Below are 15,876 nucleotides of genomic sequence, written 5' to 3' on the forward strand. Positions count from 1 at the left end.
CCGTAAGATCATCCCCTACCTGTAAGGACGCCCGGGGCGGCGGTGAGGTTTCGCGCCATCCGTGTGGCGGCGAACGCTGTCCGTGACGATAGCGACGTCATCGACCAAAGCTGCGCATATGTACGGATGACCTGCGTCATCACCATAGATGATCCCTTTGTAACCTTCCGTTCGTACTACTACAGTGCCGGAGAGCATCGAGGGACACGGGTGAATCGAGGCCAGTCGTGAGCGGTCGTCATCGTAATGACATCCCGGAAGGGTCGCCGGGTGACAACGGGAACGACCCCGCCCGCCCGACCTTCGGCCCGGCCGACAACGGCACGTCGGACTGGTTCAGCCCCCGGCAGGGAAGCGGCCAGGCACCGCCGCCGCCCGCCCCGGAGGAGCCGCCCTATCAGGGCGGGAGCGCGGGAGGCGCCGGCGGCGGAGGGTACGGTGACTCGTCCGACACGGGCGGTTACAGACTGAGGCGCCCGCCGAGTGGCTACGGATCGGGCGGGGGCCCGTCGCCGTCCGCGATGGGGGGCGCGTCCCCGCCCGCGGATTCCGGCGGGTACGGCCAGTACGAGTCGATCCGCAGCTCCGACGGTGGCCCGGCCGGCCCCTATGGGGGACGCGACTCGGGTGGCTATGGCTCCGGCGGATACGGCTCCGGCGCCCGCAGTTCCGCCTCAGGCGGATACGGCTCTGGGGGCTACGGCTCCGGCGGCTACGGAAGCGGCGGTGGAGCGGTCGGCCCGGGCGGCTCAAGCTCGGGCGGCTCAGGCGGATACGGAAGCGGCGGCTCCCGCGGCTACGGCAGCGGCGGTTATGGCAGCAACGACCCCGGCGGATACGGGCGTGGCGGCTCAGGCGGTTATGGAAGCGGCTCCGGCAGGGGCGGCTCCGGCCGGTACGGCTCCGAGAGCGGCAGCGGGTCCGGCGACTACGGGTCCGGCGACTACGGCACCGGCGGATACGGGACGCGGCGCAAGCAGAAGCGCAGCAAGACCGCTCTGATCGGCCCGATGGCGGGCGCGGTCGGCCTGGCGCTCCTGCTGGGCGTCGGCGTGTACGCGTTCGCGGCCAACGGCGGCGGCTGCGCCGACGAGGACGCGATCACGCTGAACGTCGCCGCGGCACCCGACATCCACCCGGCCGTCGTGAAGGCCGCGACCCGCTTCAACGAGGCCAGGAACGAGGCCGCCGGCAAGTGCGTCAAGGCCAACGTGACCAGCGCCGAGCCCGCGTCCATCACGACGCTGCTGTCCGGCCAGGGCGTGGCGACCGGCGCCAACAAGCGCCCGGACGTGTGGATCCCCGACACCTCTCTCTGGACGTCCATCGTCAGCGCCTCGCCCAAGGGCAAGCAGTCCATCCAGACCACCAAGACGTCACTGGCCAGCAGCCCCATCGTGGTGGGCCTGCCGCAGACGCTGGCCACCCAGCTCAAGCAGCAGGGCATCACCGCGACCCCGTCCTGGGACAACCTGCTCAAGGCGGCGGGCGGCACCGCGGGCGGCGGCGTCACCAAAAACCAGATGATCCCCGCCGGCTCGGTCCGGCTGCTGGTCCCCGACCCGGCGCGCAACGGCGCCGGCATGGGCGCGCTGATGGTCACCAACACGCTGCTCACCAACGACCCCAACCGCGAGGCCATCTTCACCGGGATCGTGCGCACCGTCAGGGAAAGCATGCTGCCCACGGTGAACGCGCAGTTCGCCCAGTTCCGCAAGGGCCGTACCGGCAAGCAGCCGATCTCGCTCTCCTCGGAGCAGGCGCTGTGGAACTACAACCGCAAGAGCCCGGCCGAGCCCGCCGTGGCGCTGTACCCGGTCGAGGGCACGCTGTCGATGGACTACCCGTTCACCGTCACCACCTCCGACTCCGCCAAGAAGGAGGCGGCCCGGGTCTTCGAACGGGCGATGAACACCGAGGCGACGCGCAACGACGTGCGCGCCGAGGGCTTCCGCGCGCCCGACGGCAAGGCACCGGACGGGTTCAACGCCGAGCTGGGCGTCAGCCCGTCCCGGCCGCGGCAGCTCCCGGTGCCCAAGGCGACCGAGGTCGCGGGCGTCATGCAGGCGTGGGCCAAGCTGACGCTGGGCCTGCGCATGCTCACCCTGATCGACGTCTCCGGCTCCATGCTGGAGGAGGTCGCGCCGGGCACCAGCCGGCTGCAGGCGATCGCGCAGGTGTCCCAGGGCGGGCTCAGCATGATGTCGGACGACACCGAGCTGGGGCAGTGGTTCTTCACCACGAACCTGGACGGGAACAAGGACTGGAAGGAGACCGTGTCGATGGGTCCGCTGGGCCAGCGCATCGGCTCGGTCACGCGCCGCCAGCTCGTGCTGTCCAACCTGCAGAAGATGCGTCCCGTGCCCACCGGCGACACCGGCCTGTACGACACCATGCTGGCCGCGTACAAGTACATGAACGACAGCTTCAAGCCCGAGTTCGGCAACTCGATCCTGCTGCTGACCGACGGCAAGAACGACGACCCCAACGGGCCGTCGCTGAAGGAGACGCTCTCCAAGCTGAAGCAGATGCGCGACCCCAACAAGCCGATCCAGGTCAACATGATCGGTTTCGGCCCCGGGGTGGACCGCAACGAGCTGGAGCAGATCGCCAGGGCCACCGGCGGCGCCACCGCCGTCGCCCAGACCCCGCAGGAGATCTCCAAGATCTTCCTGCAGATGCTCTCCCGCCGGATCCAGAACTGAGCGCCCCGGTTCCGCCGTCTGAGCTGCGCTTCCTTCCCATGAACCCCAGGGGCCACAAAAAACCAAAAAATCTCAGCCAACTCGTGTCAACCGGACCCGGACCTGGGCCGTCTTGCTTATGGAGGCCCGACGGGGAGCGGGGCCGTCGGGCCTCCGACCTGACCCCAGGCCGGTTCCATCCGAGCCCCGGGTCAGCGAGTCACTTTCGTCTTCCGTCCCATGCCGAGGCCCTGCTCCTCGCACCGGCCGGGACGAGAGCCACTCGGTCCTCGATCAGGGGCGACGACAGGGTCCGGACGACTGAAGCCGGATCGGTTCCCACCGGCCGCCGAGCGGCCGATGTCTCAACCCGCGGGAGGACTCTGTGTCCGAATCGTCCAGTCCCGGCTGGCCCAGTCCCGATCGCGCGGACGACGAGCACCTCGCGCGATCGCTGGCCGCAGGGAACGACCCCGAGGCGCTGATCCGGCTTCTGGATCGTTACTCGGGGCGGCTGTACGACTACTGTCACGCGCTGCTACGCGACCAGGAGTCCGCCGCCGGCGCGCTGCACGACGCCCTGCTGGCCGCGTACGCGCACGTCGGCCGGCTGGCGGAGCCCGACAGGTTCCGCGGCTGGCTGTACGCGCTGGTGCGCAACGAGTGCCTGCGCCGCCTGCAGGACCCGCACCGCCCCGCCGAACGGCACGAGGCGCCCGAGGTCGAGGACATGTTCCTCAGCGCCGAGGAGCGCGCCCGGCAGCAGGACACCCGGCGGATGGTGCACAACGCCCTGGCCACGCTGCGCGGACGCGAGCGCGAGTCGCTGGACCTGCTGCTCCGGCACGGGCTGGACGTCCAGGAGATCGCCGCCGTCCTGGCCATCGACGCGCAGGAGGCCGGCGACCTGGTCGGCGACGCCCGCCGCCGTCTCGACGACGCGCTCGCCGCCGTCGTCATCGCCCGCACCGGACGCGAGGACTGCCCGAGCGTCGCCGCGATGGTCCCCGACCCCCAGGCGCCGCTGCCGCAGCCGGCCGCCTACAAGCTCATCAGGCACATCCAGACCTGCGCGGTGTGCACCGAACGCCGGCACCGCACGGTGTCCACCGCGGGACTGCTCCAGGTGCTGCCGGTCGCCATGATGCCCGCCGACCTGCGCGGCCACATCATCTCCACCGCCACCGACCCCGCGTACGCCGGCGACCTGGGCGCGATCGCCAGGCGTGCCGAGCCGTTCGACGCCTGGGGCTGGCCCCTGCCCGCCGAGCGCTCCGGCTACCAGGGCGACGACCAGCGCCGCGGGGGCCCGCCCCGGCTGTGGCCCGCCATCGCGGCGGCCGCGGCCGTCATCGTGCTCGCGGTGGGCGCGTTCCTGGTGGTGCCGGGCGGCTCCGACGACCGCACCAGCGCCCAGGGCCCCACCGGCAGCCCGTCCGCGCCCGAGCCGTCGGAGTCGCCCGCCGACCCGTCGGAGTCGCCCAGCGAGACGCCGACGCCCACCCCGACGACCTCGTCCCCGACCCCGACCCCCACGCCGACGACGCCGACGCCCACCCGGACGCGGACCTCCCGTCCGCCCTCGCCACCCCAGACCTCGCGCCCGCCGGCGCGGGGTTCGCTGGCGGTCGGCAGTTGCAGCATGGCGAACGAGGATCAGGACTCGTGCAGCTTCACCGTGACGGCGGTGGGCGGCCCGGTCATCTGGTCGATCAGCGGCGGGAGCGTCCGAGCGGCCCCCGGCGGCGGCAGGCTGGACCGGGGTGAGTCGGCCACCGTGACGGCGTCCCGTCCCAACGGTCCCTGCGAGCCGGGCAGCGGCACCGTCAGCTTCTTTCCCAACGGCGTGGCGTCGGTCAGCTGGTCCTGCCAGGAAAACTGATCCGGCTCCCCTGAGGGGACCATGAAGCGTCCGGACCGTTCCAAGCGGGCGTCTTCCCTCAACTTTTTCATGATCTCTGCGCGGTCCGAAACCGGGCCATGACGTGCTGTTATCGATGACAGGGTGTGCTGCGACGGTCACACAAATACCTCAAGTCGCAGAAATCTCGGATGTTTGGTGGCAAGATCGGGCGACCGGAGTGCCCTGATCCGCCGGGGCGCTCCGTGGGGACACATCCGAGATCGACTTCACCTGGAGGGCTCCGTGTCCGCTGCGCCAGGTCCCGGGCAGTACGACGATTCACGGCTGGCGGACGCCTTGCGCGCCGGCGACGTGATCGCGCTGACCGAGGTCTACGACACCTACGCCCCGTTCCTGTACGACTACTGCCATGGCCTGCTCCGCGACCGTGTCGAGGCGGCCGGAGCACTGCGCAACACCATGATCATGGCGCGCGAGCACGTCGGCGGGCTCACCGAGCCCGAGCGCCTGCGCGGCTGGCTGTACGCGCTCGCGCGCAAGGAGTGCATGCGCCGCCGCGAGAGCCCCAACCGGCACACCGGGCAGGAGGCGCCCGAGGCCGACGACGGTGACCTCACCCCCGAGCAGCTGGCCCGTCGCGACGAGCGGCGCGCCCTGGCGCACAGCGCGCTGGCCGCGCTGAGCGGACGCCAGCGGGAGGCGATCGACCTCGCCGCCCGGCACGAGCTCGACGCCGTCGACCTGGCGGGACTGTTCGGCATCCCGCCGGACGAGGCCGAGCAGTTGCTGGAGGAGACGCACGAGGACCTGGGCATCGCGCTGCACGCCGCGCTCATCGCCCAGAACCACTGGGAGGACTGCCCCAGCGTCTCCGCGCTCACCGAGTCCTGGCCGCTGGCGCCGCAGGCGGCGCGGTCGCTGATCCGGCACGTGGACAGCTGCCCCACCTGCGGCGGGCGGGAGACGCCGCCGCTTCCCGCCGACCGGCTGCTGGCGGTGCTGCCGATCGCGGCGATCCCCGGCGACCTGCGGCTGGACGTGCTGACCGCGGCGACCGCCGCCGACCGTGCCGACAACCGGCACGCCATCGCCGCCTACGCCGAGCCGTTCACCGCCCGCGGCTGGCCCGTCCCGTACAAGCCGGCCCCGGCGCGCGCACGGGAGCGCCCGGAGAAGCGGGGCGGTGGGCGGATGTTCGCAGCCCTCGCCGGAGGGGCCGCCGCCATCGCGCTGGCGCTGGTCGCGATGACCGCCATCGGGGGTGCGGGCGCGGGCGAGAACAGCGGCTCCGCGGACCCCGACGTGCCCGGCACGTCGGGCGCCCCCTCGGCCGGTGGCGACCCGTCCGACTCGCTCGGCCCCGAGCCGGAGAACCCGGGCTCGCCCACCGCGCCGGCGACCAGCGCCTCCCCGTCGAAGAGCCCGACGCCGTCGGAGTCGCCCACGACCGAGTCGCCGACGCCCACGCCCAGCTCGTCCAGGCCCGAGCCGCCGCCTCCCGGCTCCCTGTCGGTGTCGGGCTGCTCGATGGGCGTGAGCTCGTCCTGCACGGTGCGGATCACCGCGGTGGGCGGCCCGGTGTCGTGGCGGGTCACCGGCACGTCCGGCGCGCTGAGCGCGAGCGGTTCGGGACAGCTCGCGGCGGGGGAGTCCACGGGCGTGCGGGTGTCACGGACCAACGGGCTGTGCCTGGGCCAGCGCCGGGGTTCGGTCTCCTTCTCCCCCGGCGGCTCCGCGTCGGTCTCCTACTGCTGATCGGACGTCCCCGCGTCCCGCCTCGTCAGGGCGGGACGCGGGGACGCGATGGCCGCTACCAGACGGAGCCGTCGTCGAGGATGCGGTGCGCGCGCTCAAGGAGCGCCGGGACGCCCTCGCCGATGGCCTCGAAGCCCTCGCCCACGGTGGCCTTCTGCAGGTAGCGGGCGTGGATGCCCTCAAGGATGACCGCGAGCTTGAAGCAGGCGAACGCGACGTAGAAGTCGAGCGCGTCCAGGTCGAAGCCGGTGATCTCGGCGTACCGTTCGGCGAACCGTCTGCGGGTGTGGAAACCGGGCGCGGCGGTGATCGACGCCCCGACCGGCAGCCGTTCCGCTTGGGCGTCGGACGCCTGCGTCCAGTAGACGAGGGTGAGGCCGAGGTCGGAGAGGGGGTCGCCCAGGGTCGACATCTCCCAGTCCACCACGGCGGTGATCTCCGGCCGGGGCTCCAGCCGCGCGAGCGCGTTGTCCAGCCGGAAGTCGCCGTGGACGAGCCCGGTGAGGCCGCCGTCCTCGGCGGGAAGCCGCTCCGCGAGCCGCGCGACCAGCCGGTCGTACTCGGGCAGGTGGCGTTCGGCGCCGGTGGCGCGGATCGCCTCCTGCGATCCGTCCCACTGCTTGCCCCAGCGCCTGAGCTGGCGGGCCATGTAACCGGCCGGACGGCCGAAGTCCGTGAGACCCGTCTTCTCCAGGTCGACCAGGTGGACGGCGGCCAGCGCCTCGGCGAGCCTGTCGCTGAGCGCGCTCGCCTGCTCGGGCGTCATGCCCGGGGCGTCCTCCGGGGTGCGCAGCACCTTGCCGTCGACGAAGTCCATGAGGTAGAAGCGCGCGCCGATGACCGCTTCGTCGTCACAGAACGCCAGGGTCGTCGGGACGGGGACGTCGCTGCCCTTGCCCAGCGCCGACAGCACGCGGTACTCGCGTCCCATGTCGTGGGCCGTGGGCTGCACATGCCCGAGGGGCGGGCGGCGCAGGACGATGCGCCGGCCGCCGTCCAGGGTGATCCCATAGGTCAGGTTGGAACGGCCGCCCGCGAGCAGGTCCACCGCCGTGATCCGGCCGCTTCCGGGGAGTTCGGCGGCGAGCCACCCGGCCAGGCCGGGGACGTCGATGCCGGGAACCCCGGCCGGGAGTTCAGCGTCAACGGTCATGACCCACTATTAGAACGTGGCTCGATCCGCGGTGTGAACCCCACCCCCTCCTTGTGGACCCGGGAGGGTTCACGGGCATGGCGGCTGACGGCGTCCCATGGTGTCTCATGGCGCCCGCAGGTGTACCGTCGCACATTGGAAACCGGTCTCACCGCATTATCGGAATCGGCTCCGCCGCTCCCGTGGAACAGGCGGCGCGGCTCTATCGCGGTCGCGTGGTATGCGTAACCGGGACGTAACTCACCGGCCACTTCCGGCCGTTTTTCGCAATTTTCTTTCCCTATCGCCGAAGTGGCCCTTCACCAGGGACGACGCGAAGCCTCGCACCCCGGGCACGGCCCGCGGCGGCGGAGAGCCGTGACATGGCCGTGATTGGGTGGTCCGCAAGACTACGCAACGGAGCCGAGGGTCGATCAAAATAGGACGCATTGCCTCGACACCCACGAGGAGCACTTCGTCGAACAACATTGACGGCCGTCGAATCAGCCCGAGGCGGCAGGCCGGACTCACCGGTTCGGCCGGGCGAGCAACGAGGATCTAGCGCCATTCGGGGCCAAGACCGCCCGATTGGGGGGGACACACCGTGGCAGACGCATGGCTGCCGGGAGTCGGACGCATGCCCGCTACACAGGACGGTGGAGCGCTGCGAGGAGGTGCTCCCCGCGCCGTCTGGTTCAGCAGCGAGTCGGACCCCCGCGTGGTCTCGGCGCGTTCCGTGGCCGCCGACCTGCTCCGCAGGCAGACCCCGGCGCATCTGGTATGGAACCCGTGCTCCGGACAGATCGTCCAGCTGGTGCCGGTGAACAGGGCCGGAGGGCTGATCGACGGCCCCGCCGGGCACGAGGGGCGCGTCTGCGTCCAGGTGCTGGTGGTGGGACACGCCCGCGATCCGTTCACCGGAACGGTGCTGAACGGCCTGAACATGATCATGCAATGGCTCGACGCCTGGCGGGTCGAGCGGCGCTGGCCCGCCGGACCGCCGTTGCCCTCGCCGCAGTCCTACCACGCGCAGCGCGCCAGGCGGGACTGGGCACGGGGCGGGCACTTCGGAGCGTCCCAGGTCCCCGGTATGAACCGGCCCGATCCCGGCGGCATCGACATCCGGCGCGTCACGGGGCCGGACACCCCCGTCACGGCCGTCCCGAGGCACCGTCCCACCTTCACGCAGCCTTCGCACCGTCCCTTCACGCCGGAACCGGTTCCGCTCCACCCCGCCCCCGTGCCCGTCGTCGGCCCGGACGACGAGCCGGCCGCCGCCTCCGCGTCCACGCGGCTCGCGGTTCCGCTGCCCCGCGCCGCCGAGCCGGCCGGAGCCTCGCCGTCGCCGCGCCCCGGCAAGCTCACCGCTCCCCTGGCCACCACCGCCCCGTCCGGCGGCGCACAGCTCAACGGCCTGGCGTCCTGTCCGGCGGACGCCGACCATCCGGCCGACGACCTCCGCTCCGTGGAGCCGCCGGGACCGTCCCGTCCCACCGGAGTTCCCTCCGGGCCGTCACGACCAGTTCCCGAACCAGCGAGCACGCGGACCTGAGCTCCCCCAGGTTCGCCGCCGCCCCGTAGCCGATCACCAGGCCGGTCGCTCTCGGCGTGCCCGCGTGGTGCCGTTCCAGGGCGTCCAGAAGGACACCACGGCGCGCAGCCTCGGCGACGGCCCTGTCCACCACGGCCTTGTCCGCCTCGACGACGAGGTGCAACCCGGCCGTGTCGCCCAGCAGGGGCAGGCCGTCGAGTGCCTGCGCCACGGCGGCGCGGCGCCGCGCGTACTCGGCGCGCATCCGTCGCACATGGCGGTCCAGGTCACCGCGTTCCAGCAGGATGCGCAGGGCCTCCTGAGGGACGACGGCCGTACGGTCATTGAGGTCCGTCCTGAGCGCGGCTATGGCCTCGACCAGGTCGGGGCGGGCGACCAGCCATCCCACTCCCATGTCGGACGTCAACGTCTTGGACGTCGTCCCCAGATACACCACCACGTCAGGGTCGAGGCCGTACAGGGCGGGCAGCGGCGCCACGTCGTACCGGAACTCCCCGTCGTAATCGTCCTCCGCTATGAGCGCGCCGGTACGCCGTGCCCACGCCAGCAGCGCTTGGCGCCGCGGTACCGGCAGTACGCCGCCGAGGGGGTACTGGTGGGACGGTGTCGTGTAGACGAGACGCAGTCCGTCCGGGAGCGCGTCCACTATGAGGCCGTGCTCGTCCACGGGGCAGGGCACCAGTTCCATGCCACGCGCCGCCAGCACTGAGCGCGCCTTGGTGTAGCCGGGTTCCTCCACACCCACCCGGTCTCCAGGGCGCAGTACGGCGGTCGCGAGCAAGTCCAGGCCATTTGTGGCTCCCCTTGTGACGAGAAGCCGTTCGATAGGGCAGGCCACCCCTCGGCTGCGTCGCACATAGTCGGCGAGGGCGATGCGCAGGCCGGGCAATCCCCGAGGATCGGGGCGCATGGCGGGAGGCACCGTCGCGGCCAGCCGCCAGGCACGCCGCCACGCGGGCGTGTCCAAGCCCTTGACCCAGGCCACGCCTGGACGCAGGTCCACCATCCCTGGCCGCAGCTCAACGGCCTCTTCTTCCCGTACCGCCGTCAGGACCGCCTCAGCGGACTGCGGCGGAAGGATATCGGTGACGAACGTCCCGGAGCCGTGCCTGCCCTCCAGCCAGCCCTCCGCGTACAACTGCCCGTACGCATCCGTCACCACCATCCGGCTCACCCCAAGCAACCCTGCGAGCGCCCTACTGGAGGGCAGCCGCTCCCCGGCCCTGAGGCGCCCCTCCCGCATGGCGGACCGCAACTGCTTGGCGACCTGCTCGTTCAGCGGCTCGCCCAGGGCACGGTCCACCGACACGGGCAAGTCGAAGTTCCGCAAAGTGGTCTCCAGATATCGATACCAAGTGGCACTACAGAGCATGCCACTTGCCTCGTACGGTAACTCGACATGAGCAGCACACCGTTGTCCTCAACCGTCCGCACCCGGCTGGGCAGGATGAAGGACCGCGCGTTCACCGACCGCACGGACCTCTACGCGATCCTGGACGAAGGCCGGATCTGCCACCTCGGCGTGGTCATCGACGGCTCTCCCCGTGTCATCCCCACCGGGTACGGGCGTTCAGGCGACACCCTCTACGTCCACGGATCCAGCGGCGCCTCCAGCCTGATGGCGGCCCCCGCCCAGGACATCTGCGTCACCGTCACACACCTGGACGGCATCGTCCTGGCACGCTCCCTGTTCCACCACTCGATCAACTACAGAAGCGCCATCATCTACGGCACTCCCCGTCTCGTCACCGGCGAGGACGAGAAGTACGCGGGCCTCCATGCCATCGTCGAACAGATCGCCCCCGGCCAGTGGGACGTCGCGCGCCGCCCCACCCGCAAGGAGATGGCGGCCACGGCCGTCCTCGCCCTCCCCCTGGAAGAAGCCTCCGTCAAAGTACGGCAAGGCCCTCCCGGCGACGAGGACGAGGACTACGCCCTCGACCTCTGGGCCGGCGTCCTCCCCGTCCACCAGGCGTTCGGCACTCCGCTACCCGACCCTCGGCTGCGCCCCGGCATCCCCGTCCCGCCGCACATCGCCGACCCCGCGCGGTGACCCGGACGGGTTCGGCGAAACTCGGTGGCCCGCCCGCTCTTCCATGGTCGTAGGGTGAACCCATGAACGAGCGGCTCGTATGGATCGACTGTGAAATGACCGGCCTCGACCTGCGCGAGGACGCCCTGATCGAGATCGCGGCGCTGGTCACCGACAGTGAGCTGAACACGCTGGACGCGGGCATCGACGTCGTGATCAAGCCGCCGCAGGAGTCGCTCGCCCAGATGTCCAAGGTCGTCCGGGAGATGCACACCACGTCCGGCCTCCTCGACGTGCTTCCCGGCGGCGTCACCCTCGCCGAGGCCGAGGACGCCGTCCTCCAGTACGTGCGCAAGCACATCAAGGACGCCAAGAAGGCCCCCCTGTGCGGCAACTCCATCGCCACGGACCGCTCGTTCCTGGCCCGCGACATGCCCGCCCTGGACGCCCACCTGCACTACCGCATGATCGACGTGTCCAGCATCAAGGAACTGGCCCGCCGCTGGTACCCCCGCGTCTACTTCGCCAGCCCGGAGAAGAAGGGCGGCCACCGCGCCCTGGCCGACATCACCGAGAGCATCCAGGAACTGCGCTACTACCGCGCCGCCCTGTTCGTCCCGCAACCGGGCCCCGACTCCGAGACCGCCCGCGCCCTGGCCGCCGAGATCACCGCCGGCGGCGCCTAAACCAAGTGGCCAACCACCCACCCGGAACCGCTACACTTCATGAAGCCGGGACACCGTCCCGGCCACGGTGGGTGTAGCTCAGTCGGCAGAGCACCAGGTTGTGGTCCTGGGTGTCGGGGGTTCAAGTCCCCTCACTCACCCCAAACCAGAAAAGGCCCTGGTCACCAACCCAGACCAGGGCCTTGATCGTTATGGCACCCACTCCCCGACCGAATGCCCGATTCCGGGAGCGACCGGTGGCACCGCCGTCCGGGCCGCGCGGTCCCGCATCGAGGACCTGGACAGCACGCTCACCGGAGCCGGGTTCGCCTCGGCGAGCGTCGCCGGGGTGACGGCCTCAAAAATGCAGCCCGAGGAGAACCGCGAAGGCGCCGCCGAGCCAAAGAAGGGACGTGGCGGTCAGGAGAAGCCCCCGGAATTCTCGTCTCGCCATCGGTGACCGGCTGAGAGCCAGTACGAAAACCCCCATGAGCACCATCACGAATGCCCCGGCGATCGCGAGCAGAACCTCCTCCGAGCTCGTCGCCTGAAGCCGGGTGCAGGGGTCTTGATGGTCGATGGACTCGCAGTACCTGCCTTTTTCGTTCGAGAGATCGAGGGTCGCAAAGCCGAGCAGGAGCAGGGCGAAGACACCTATGCCCCACAGCACGCCGGCGATTGTTGAGATGGCCCGCCACGACCGGTCCTGCGACATTCCGGCTCAGGTCCTCGTGTTCAGAGCTTGGCGGCGGCCATCTTCCCCAGAGGTACGATGAGGTGCTGCCGCTCGAAGGCCCAGCGCTGCTTGATGTCGTTGTTACTGGAGAAAGTGGTCACCTTGCCGCCCATCGAGTAGCGGACCCTGTTCTCATCTGCCGAGGGCTTGTTGTTCTGGTACGACAGGTGGACTTCCAGGCTGAACGCGACCTGACCTCGCTTGCACTCGATCTTGATCGTGTTGTCCGTGGTGCAGCCGCCGCCGACATCGACCTTGCCGGGATTTTCGGTCAAGCGGTTCTGCCGGGTGTCGACCAGCCTCCCGGTGGCGTCCTCGGAGATCGTGACGGACCCCGTCATTCCCGGAAGGCCGAACGTGATGGTGCAGGAGGCGCCCTTGGCGGTCACCCTACGCCCGGAGAACCTCAACCTGAACTTGCCGTCCTGCTGCTTGTGCGTGATGTTCCGCGCCTGGGGCAGGACGGACGCCAGCTCGGCCTTGGTCAGGAGGGAGCAGGCCGGCGGCCATTGGTCGAAGGCGAAATGGCCGGAGGGGTCGTAGACCGTGGGGTAGGTGATGCGCTGGCCCGACGGCCGTGCCCGCCCGATCTCGATCGGCGGTGGCGGCGGGTCCTCGGAGCAACCGGCCAGCAACGTCCCGCAGGTCGCCGCGGCCACGGCCAGCCGTGCACCGGTTCCGGGCAGCCGCCGGATCACCAGAGTGCCGACAGGATCAGCCTTACGCCCGAGGCCGAAGCGCACGCCCCGGCCACGAAGGTCTCCGGGTAGGAGCATAGGGAACTGTTCCGCCTTTCGCATTCGCAACCACTCGCCCAGCAGGGTGATCGGCGTCGAAGCGTAGGACGGCGGCGCTATCCAACCCCTGTCAGCGACCTGTCGCCGCTGGTCACGCCGCGAAGTAACGAACTACACGCGGGTAAGAGTCCATCTTGGGGACATGGGGAAATCCCCATGAACGCAGGCCCGGATGGCGGGCCCCGCCGGACCGAGTTGATCGAGACGGCTCGGACCCGATGGATCGACGCGCCGACCGATCCGGGCGGCGACCGCCGGGCGGGCACGCTCGATCTCGCCCAGGCGAACCCGGCGACGCTGGACAAGTTCCTGTGCACCGGCTCGATCGACTGACCCGCCTGTTCCAGAACGTGGACGTCCGGGCGGACGCCATTCGCGCACGGCGACATCCGCCCGCAGAATTGGATGGTCAATGGTGGCGGCTTCTACCTGATCGATTGGGGACAGGCGGTGTTACGGGACGATTCGCCCCGCGGGTTCCGCCGGGTCCGCCGCAATGACCTCCGCCAACTCGGGGAGATCATCGTCAAGGCGCGCAACAGGCACGTGCCCTACCCCGACGACTCCTCCAAGGCGATCGAGAAGTACACCGAAGGCAGCCTTGAAGGTCGCGGCGATGCTGCTCCGCCGACGCCGGGGGCGGCAGGTACCGCCGACAGCGAAACAACTCCTTGTCCACACGTCGGTGTTCAATCCCTCACTCACCCCGAACCGACAGGCCCCGGTCACCGACCGGTCCCTCCTCCATACGACCCCGGCAATCCGCCTCACTCATGGCATCGACTCATCGACTCTGGATGATCTGCCCGTTATGCTCCGAATCCATGACCGACCCACCGGAGCCGGGATGAGTGCCGACGAAACAGGCCCACTGCGCGTCCTCGTAGTAGAGGAGAACCCCCACGCCCGCGCCGACGTCATCGCACTCCTGGAGAACAGCGACGAACTCCAGGTAATCGCCGAGACCTCCGCGGGCCACGACGCCCTGCCCCTCGCACGCCGCCTCCGCCCCGACGTCATCCTCCTGAACGCCTCCGCCGCCCCCCACACCGCCCCGCTCAGCAAGAGCTCCCGCGTCCTCGTCCTCGCCGCCGACCCCGCCTCCGCCGAACCCGCCCTCCGCCAGGGCGCCTGCGGCCACCTCGTCCCCGGTGCCTTCACCGTCCCCGACCTCATCCGCGCCCTCCGCGACGCCAGCCGGGCCGACCTGGGCCTGTCCGCCCGCGAGGCCGAGGTCATGGACCTGATCGCCAGCGGCCGCTCCAACGGCGAGATCGCCCGCCAGCTCTACCTCAGCGAGAAGACCGTCAAGAACCACGTCAACCGCATCTACTCCAAGCTGGGCGTAGGCTCCCGCGCCACCGCCATCGCCCTCTGGCGCGGCATGGTCAGCGTCCTCCCCGCCAAGGATTAACCGATTCGCACTGCCCCTCAGCTCCTGCTAACCTTCAACGTGTCACCGGGGAGCCAGCCTCCCCGGCCACGACCAGCGCCGTTAGCTCAATTGGCAGAGCAGCGGACTCTTAATCCGCGGGTTCGGGGTTCAAGTCCCTGACGGCGCACCCCGCCTGACCAGCACATTCTCCCCAATTTCGAGAGTGTTTCTGGCCGTGTTGGATCGATCCAAACGCCGTGTTCGCTCGATGTTCGCTCGTCGTTCCGGACTGGGGACGATCATGGCCCCTGGAACCCCTGCCAGGGCCGATTACTGTGAGTGAAATAGGCCCTTGTGTGACGCCCGAATAATGGGTTTCGGTCGCGGTGCCGCATGTTCTGGGGCTGTTGGTACTGGTGTGGCGCGGATCTGCCGGCTTGTACCGGGGACTCGGGGGACTGGCCGCGCAGCAGTCTCATGCCAGGAACCGGCTGCAACTGGAGTCCGCTCCTTCGCCGTGCTGTGGGGTTCCCACAGGCTCCTTCGCACTTGGGCGTGATATGGGCCTGCACTGCGACCGCACCACGACACCGGCGTTCAGCGCAGCCGGCAACAACCTCGAGCTCGCCATCGCGGTCGCCATTGCCACCTTCGGCGTCACCTCTGGGCAGATACTGTCCGGGGTGGTGGGCCCTCTGATCGAGGTACCTGTCCTAGTGGCTCTGGCCTAGGCGGCGCAGTGGCTACGCCGCAGCTTCCATCCAGGGACGCCCGCTCTGGAGAGATGACCTACTTGCCGCAGGCCAGGGTGCCCGCGTTCTGGGACGGACCGTCAGGCCAAGATGGCTCTGAGAGGCTCAAGGCGAGTCGGGATGATGGTGTACCAGACCCAGCTGCCACGCTTCTCGCGGGCGAGCAGACCTGCGTCGGCGAGGATCTTCAGATGATGGCTGATCGTGGGCTGGGTCAGGCCGAGCGGGGTGGTGAGGTCGTTGACACAAGCCTCGCCGCCGGGGCTGGCATCGATCATGCTCAACAGCTGCAGCCGGGTGGGGTCGGCGATCGCCTTGAGGACACGGGCGATGCTCTCGGCCTCACTCCGGTCTAGCGGCTTGAGCGGCTCATCATCGCCGGTCGCCTCGGCCGCGGCTGCCTGCTCGGCCAAGGGGAGCGCTCTGGCTTCGGTCACTCGATAAGTGTAAGGAGCGTGACGTTCCTCCAGGCCAGGGCCTCGTCGAGATCGACGAACAGTCCAGAGCCGATTCACGACCGAGCCGTACTAAG

At 70.1% G+C, this 15,876-nt stretch carries 12 protein-coding genes, 2 tRNA genes and 1 pseudogene; 10 read left to right on the forward strand and 5 right to left on the reverse strand.

Going from position 1 to position 15,876, the window contains the following annotated elements; genetic code table 11:
* Nucleotides 1-227: 227 nt before the first annotated feature.
* The 3 genes from ACGWYJ_RS20475 to ACGWYJ_RS20485 all read left to right on the forward strand — a co-directional run bounded on the left by ACGWYJ_RS20475 (nt 228) and on the right by ACGWYJ_RS20485 (nt 6,303).
* Nucleotides 228-2,705, forward strand: a complete 2,478-nt coding sequence (locus ACGWYJ_RS20475; protein WP_395107752.1) for a substrate-binding domain-containing protein — start codon at nt 228-230, stop codon at nt 2,703-2,705.
* 364 nt (nt 2,706-3,069) lie between these two features.
* Nucleotides 3,070-4,566 (forward strand): RNA polymerase sigma factor, encoded by a 1,497-nt coding sequence (locus ACGWYJ_RS20480; protein WP_395107754.1) that lies wholly within the window; start codon nt 3,070-3,072, stop codon nt 4,564-4,566.
* A gap of 264 nt (nt 4,567-4,830) precedes the next feature.
* Nucleotides 4,831-6,303, forward strand: coding sequence for an RNA polymerase sigma factor (locus ACGWYJ_RS20485; protein WP_395107756.1), 1,473 nt, complete (start codon nt 4,831-4,833; stop codon nt 6,301-6,303).
* A 55-nt stretch (nt 6,304-6,358) separates the two neighbouring features.
* On the opposite strand, the gene ACGWYJ_RS20490 is transcribed toward ACGWYJ_RS20485, so the two are convergent.
* Together ACGWYJ_RS20490 and ACGWYJ_RS20495 are read right to left on the reverse strand one after the other, a co-directional pair.
* Nucleotides 6,359-7,456, reverse strand: coding sequence for a phosphotransferase family protein (locus ACGWYJ_RS20490; RefSeq protein ID WP_395107757.1), 1,098 nt, complete (start codon nt 7,454-7,456; stop codon nt 6,359-6,361).
* A 1,385-nt stretch (nt 7,457-8,841) separates the two neighbouring features.
* Complete coding sequence (locus ACGWYJ_RS20495; RefSeq protein ID WP_395107759.1) at nt 8,842-10,359, reverse strand: PLP-dependent aminotransferase family protein; 1,518 nt, start codon at nt 10,357-10,359, stop codon at nt 8,842-8,844.
* A gap of 27 nt (nt 10,360-10,386) precedes the next feature.
* On the opposite strand from ACGWYJ_RS20495, the gene ACGWYJ_RS20500 reads away from it, so the two are divergent.
* The 3 genes from ACGWYJ_RS20500 to ACGWYJ_RS20510 all read left to right on the forward strand — a co-directional run bounded on the left by ACGWYJ_RS20500 (nt 10,387) and on the right by ACGWYJ_RS20510 (nt 11,848).
* Nucleotides 10,387-11,040, forward strand: a complete 654-nt coding sequence (locus ACGWYJ_RS20500) for a pyridoxamine 5'-phosphate oxidase family protein (protein WP_395107760.1) — start codon at nt 10,387-10,389, stop codon at nt 11,038-11,040.
* 62 nt (nt 11,041-11,102) lie between these two features.
* Nucleotides 11,103-11,705 carry an oligoribonuclease gene (gene orn / locus ACGWYJ_RS20505; protein WP_395107761.1) on the forward strand — a complete coding sequence of 201 codons (603 nt, stop codon included), beginning with the start codon at nt 11,103-11,105 and terminating at the stop codon, nt 11,703-11,705.
* A 67-nt stretch (nt 11,706-11,772) separates the two neighbouring features.
* Nucleotides 11,773-11,848: transfer RNA gene (locus ACGWYJ_RS20510), tRNA-His, on the forward strand.
* 194 nt (nt 11,849-12,042) lie between these two features.
* Here ACGWYJ_RS20510 and ACGWYJ_RS20515 read toward each other — a convergent pair.
* Both ACGWYJ_RS20515 and ACGWYJ_RS20520 read right to left on the reverse strand, forming a co-directional pair.
* Complete coding sequence (locus ACGWYJ_RS20515; protein ID WP_395107763.1) at nt 12,043-12,399, reverse strand: hypothetical protein; 357 nt, start codon at nt 12,397-12,399, stop codon at nt 12,043-12,045.
* Nucleotides 12,400-12,419: 20 nt separating this feature from the next.
* Complete coding sequence (locus ACGWYJ_RS20520; RefSeq protein ID WP_395107764.1) at nt 12,420-13,118, reverse strand: hypothetical protein; 699 nt, start codon at nt 13,116-13,118, stop codon at nt 12,420-12,422.
* Between the two features lie 255 nt (nt 13,119-13,373).
* On the opposite strand from ACGWYJ_RS20520, the gene ACGWYJ_RS20525 reads away from it, so the two are divergent.
* The 4 genes and pseudogenes from ACGWYJ_RS20525 to ACGWYJ_RS20540 all read left to right on the forward strand — a co-directional run.
* Nucleotides 13,374-13,550, forward strand: coding sequence for a hypothetical protein (locus ACGWYJ_RS20525; protein ID WP_395107765.1), 177 nt, complete (start codon nt 13,374-13,376; stop codon nt 13,548-13,550).
* 514 nt (nt 13,551-14,064) lie between these two features.
* The gene (locus ACGWYJ_RS20530) at nt 14,065-14,631 is read left to right on the forward strand and encodes a response regulator transcription factor (protein ID WP_395107767.1); all 567 of its coding nucleotides are present in this window, start codon (nt 14,065-14,067) and stop codon (nt 14,629-14,631) included.
* A gap of 75 nt (nt 14,632-14,706) precedes the next feature.
* Nucleotides 14,707-14,779, forward strand: a tRNA-Lys gene (locus tag ACGWYJ_RS20535).
* A gap of 349 nt (nt 14,780-15,128) precedes the next feature.
* A pseudogene (locus ACGWYJ_RS20540) lies at nt 15,129-15,323 on the forward strand (arsenical-resistance protein); the annotation flags it as partial.
* A 101-nt stretch (nt 15,324-15,424) separates the two neighbouring features.
* On the opposite strand, the gene ACGWYJ_RS20545 reads toward ACGWYJ_RS20540, so the two are convergent.
* Nucleotides 15,425-15,781, reverse strand: coding sequence for an ArsR/SmtB family transcription factor (locus ACGWYJ_RS20545; RefSeq protein ID WP_395107769.1), 357 nt, complete (start codon nt 15,779-15,781; stop codon nt 15,425-15,427).
* Nucleotides 15,782-15,876 lie beyond the last annotated feature (95 nt).

The sequence above is a fragment of the Actinomadura sp. SCN-SB genome (genome assembly GCF_043906805.1).
In the GTDB taxonomy this organism is placed as follows: Bacteria; Actinomycetota; Actinomycetes; order Streptosporangiales; family Streptosporangiaceae; genus Spirillospora.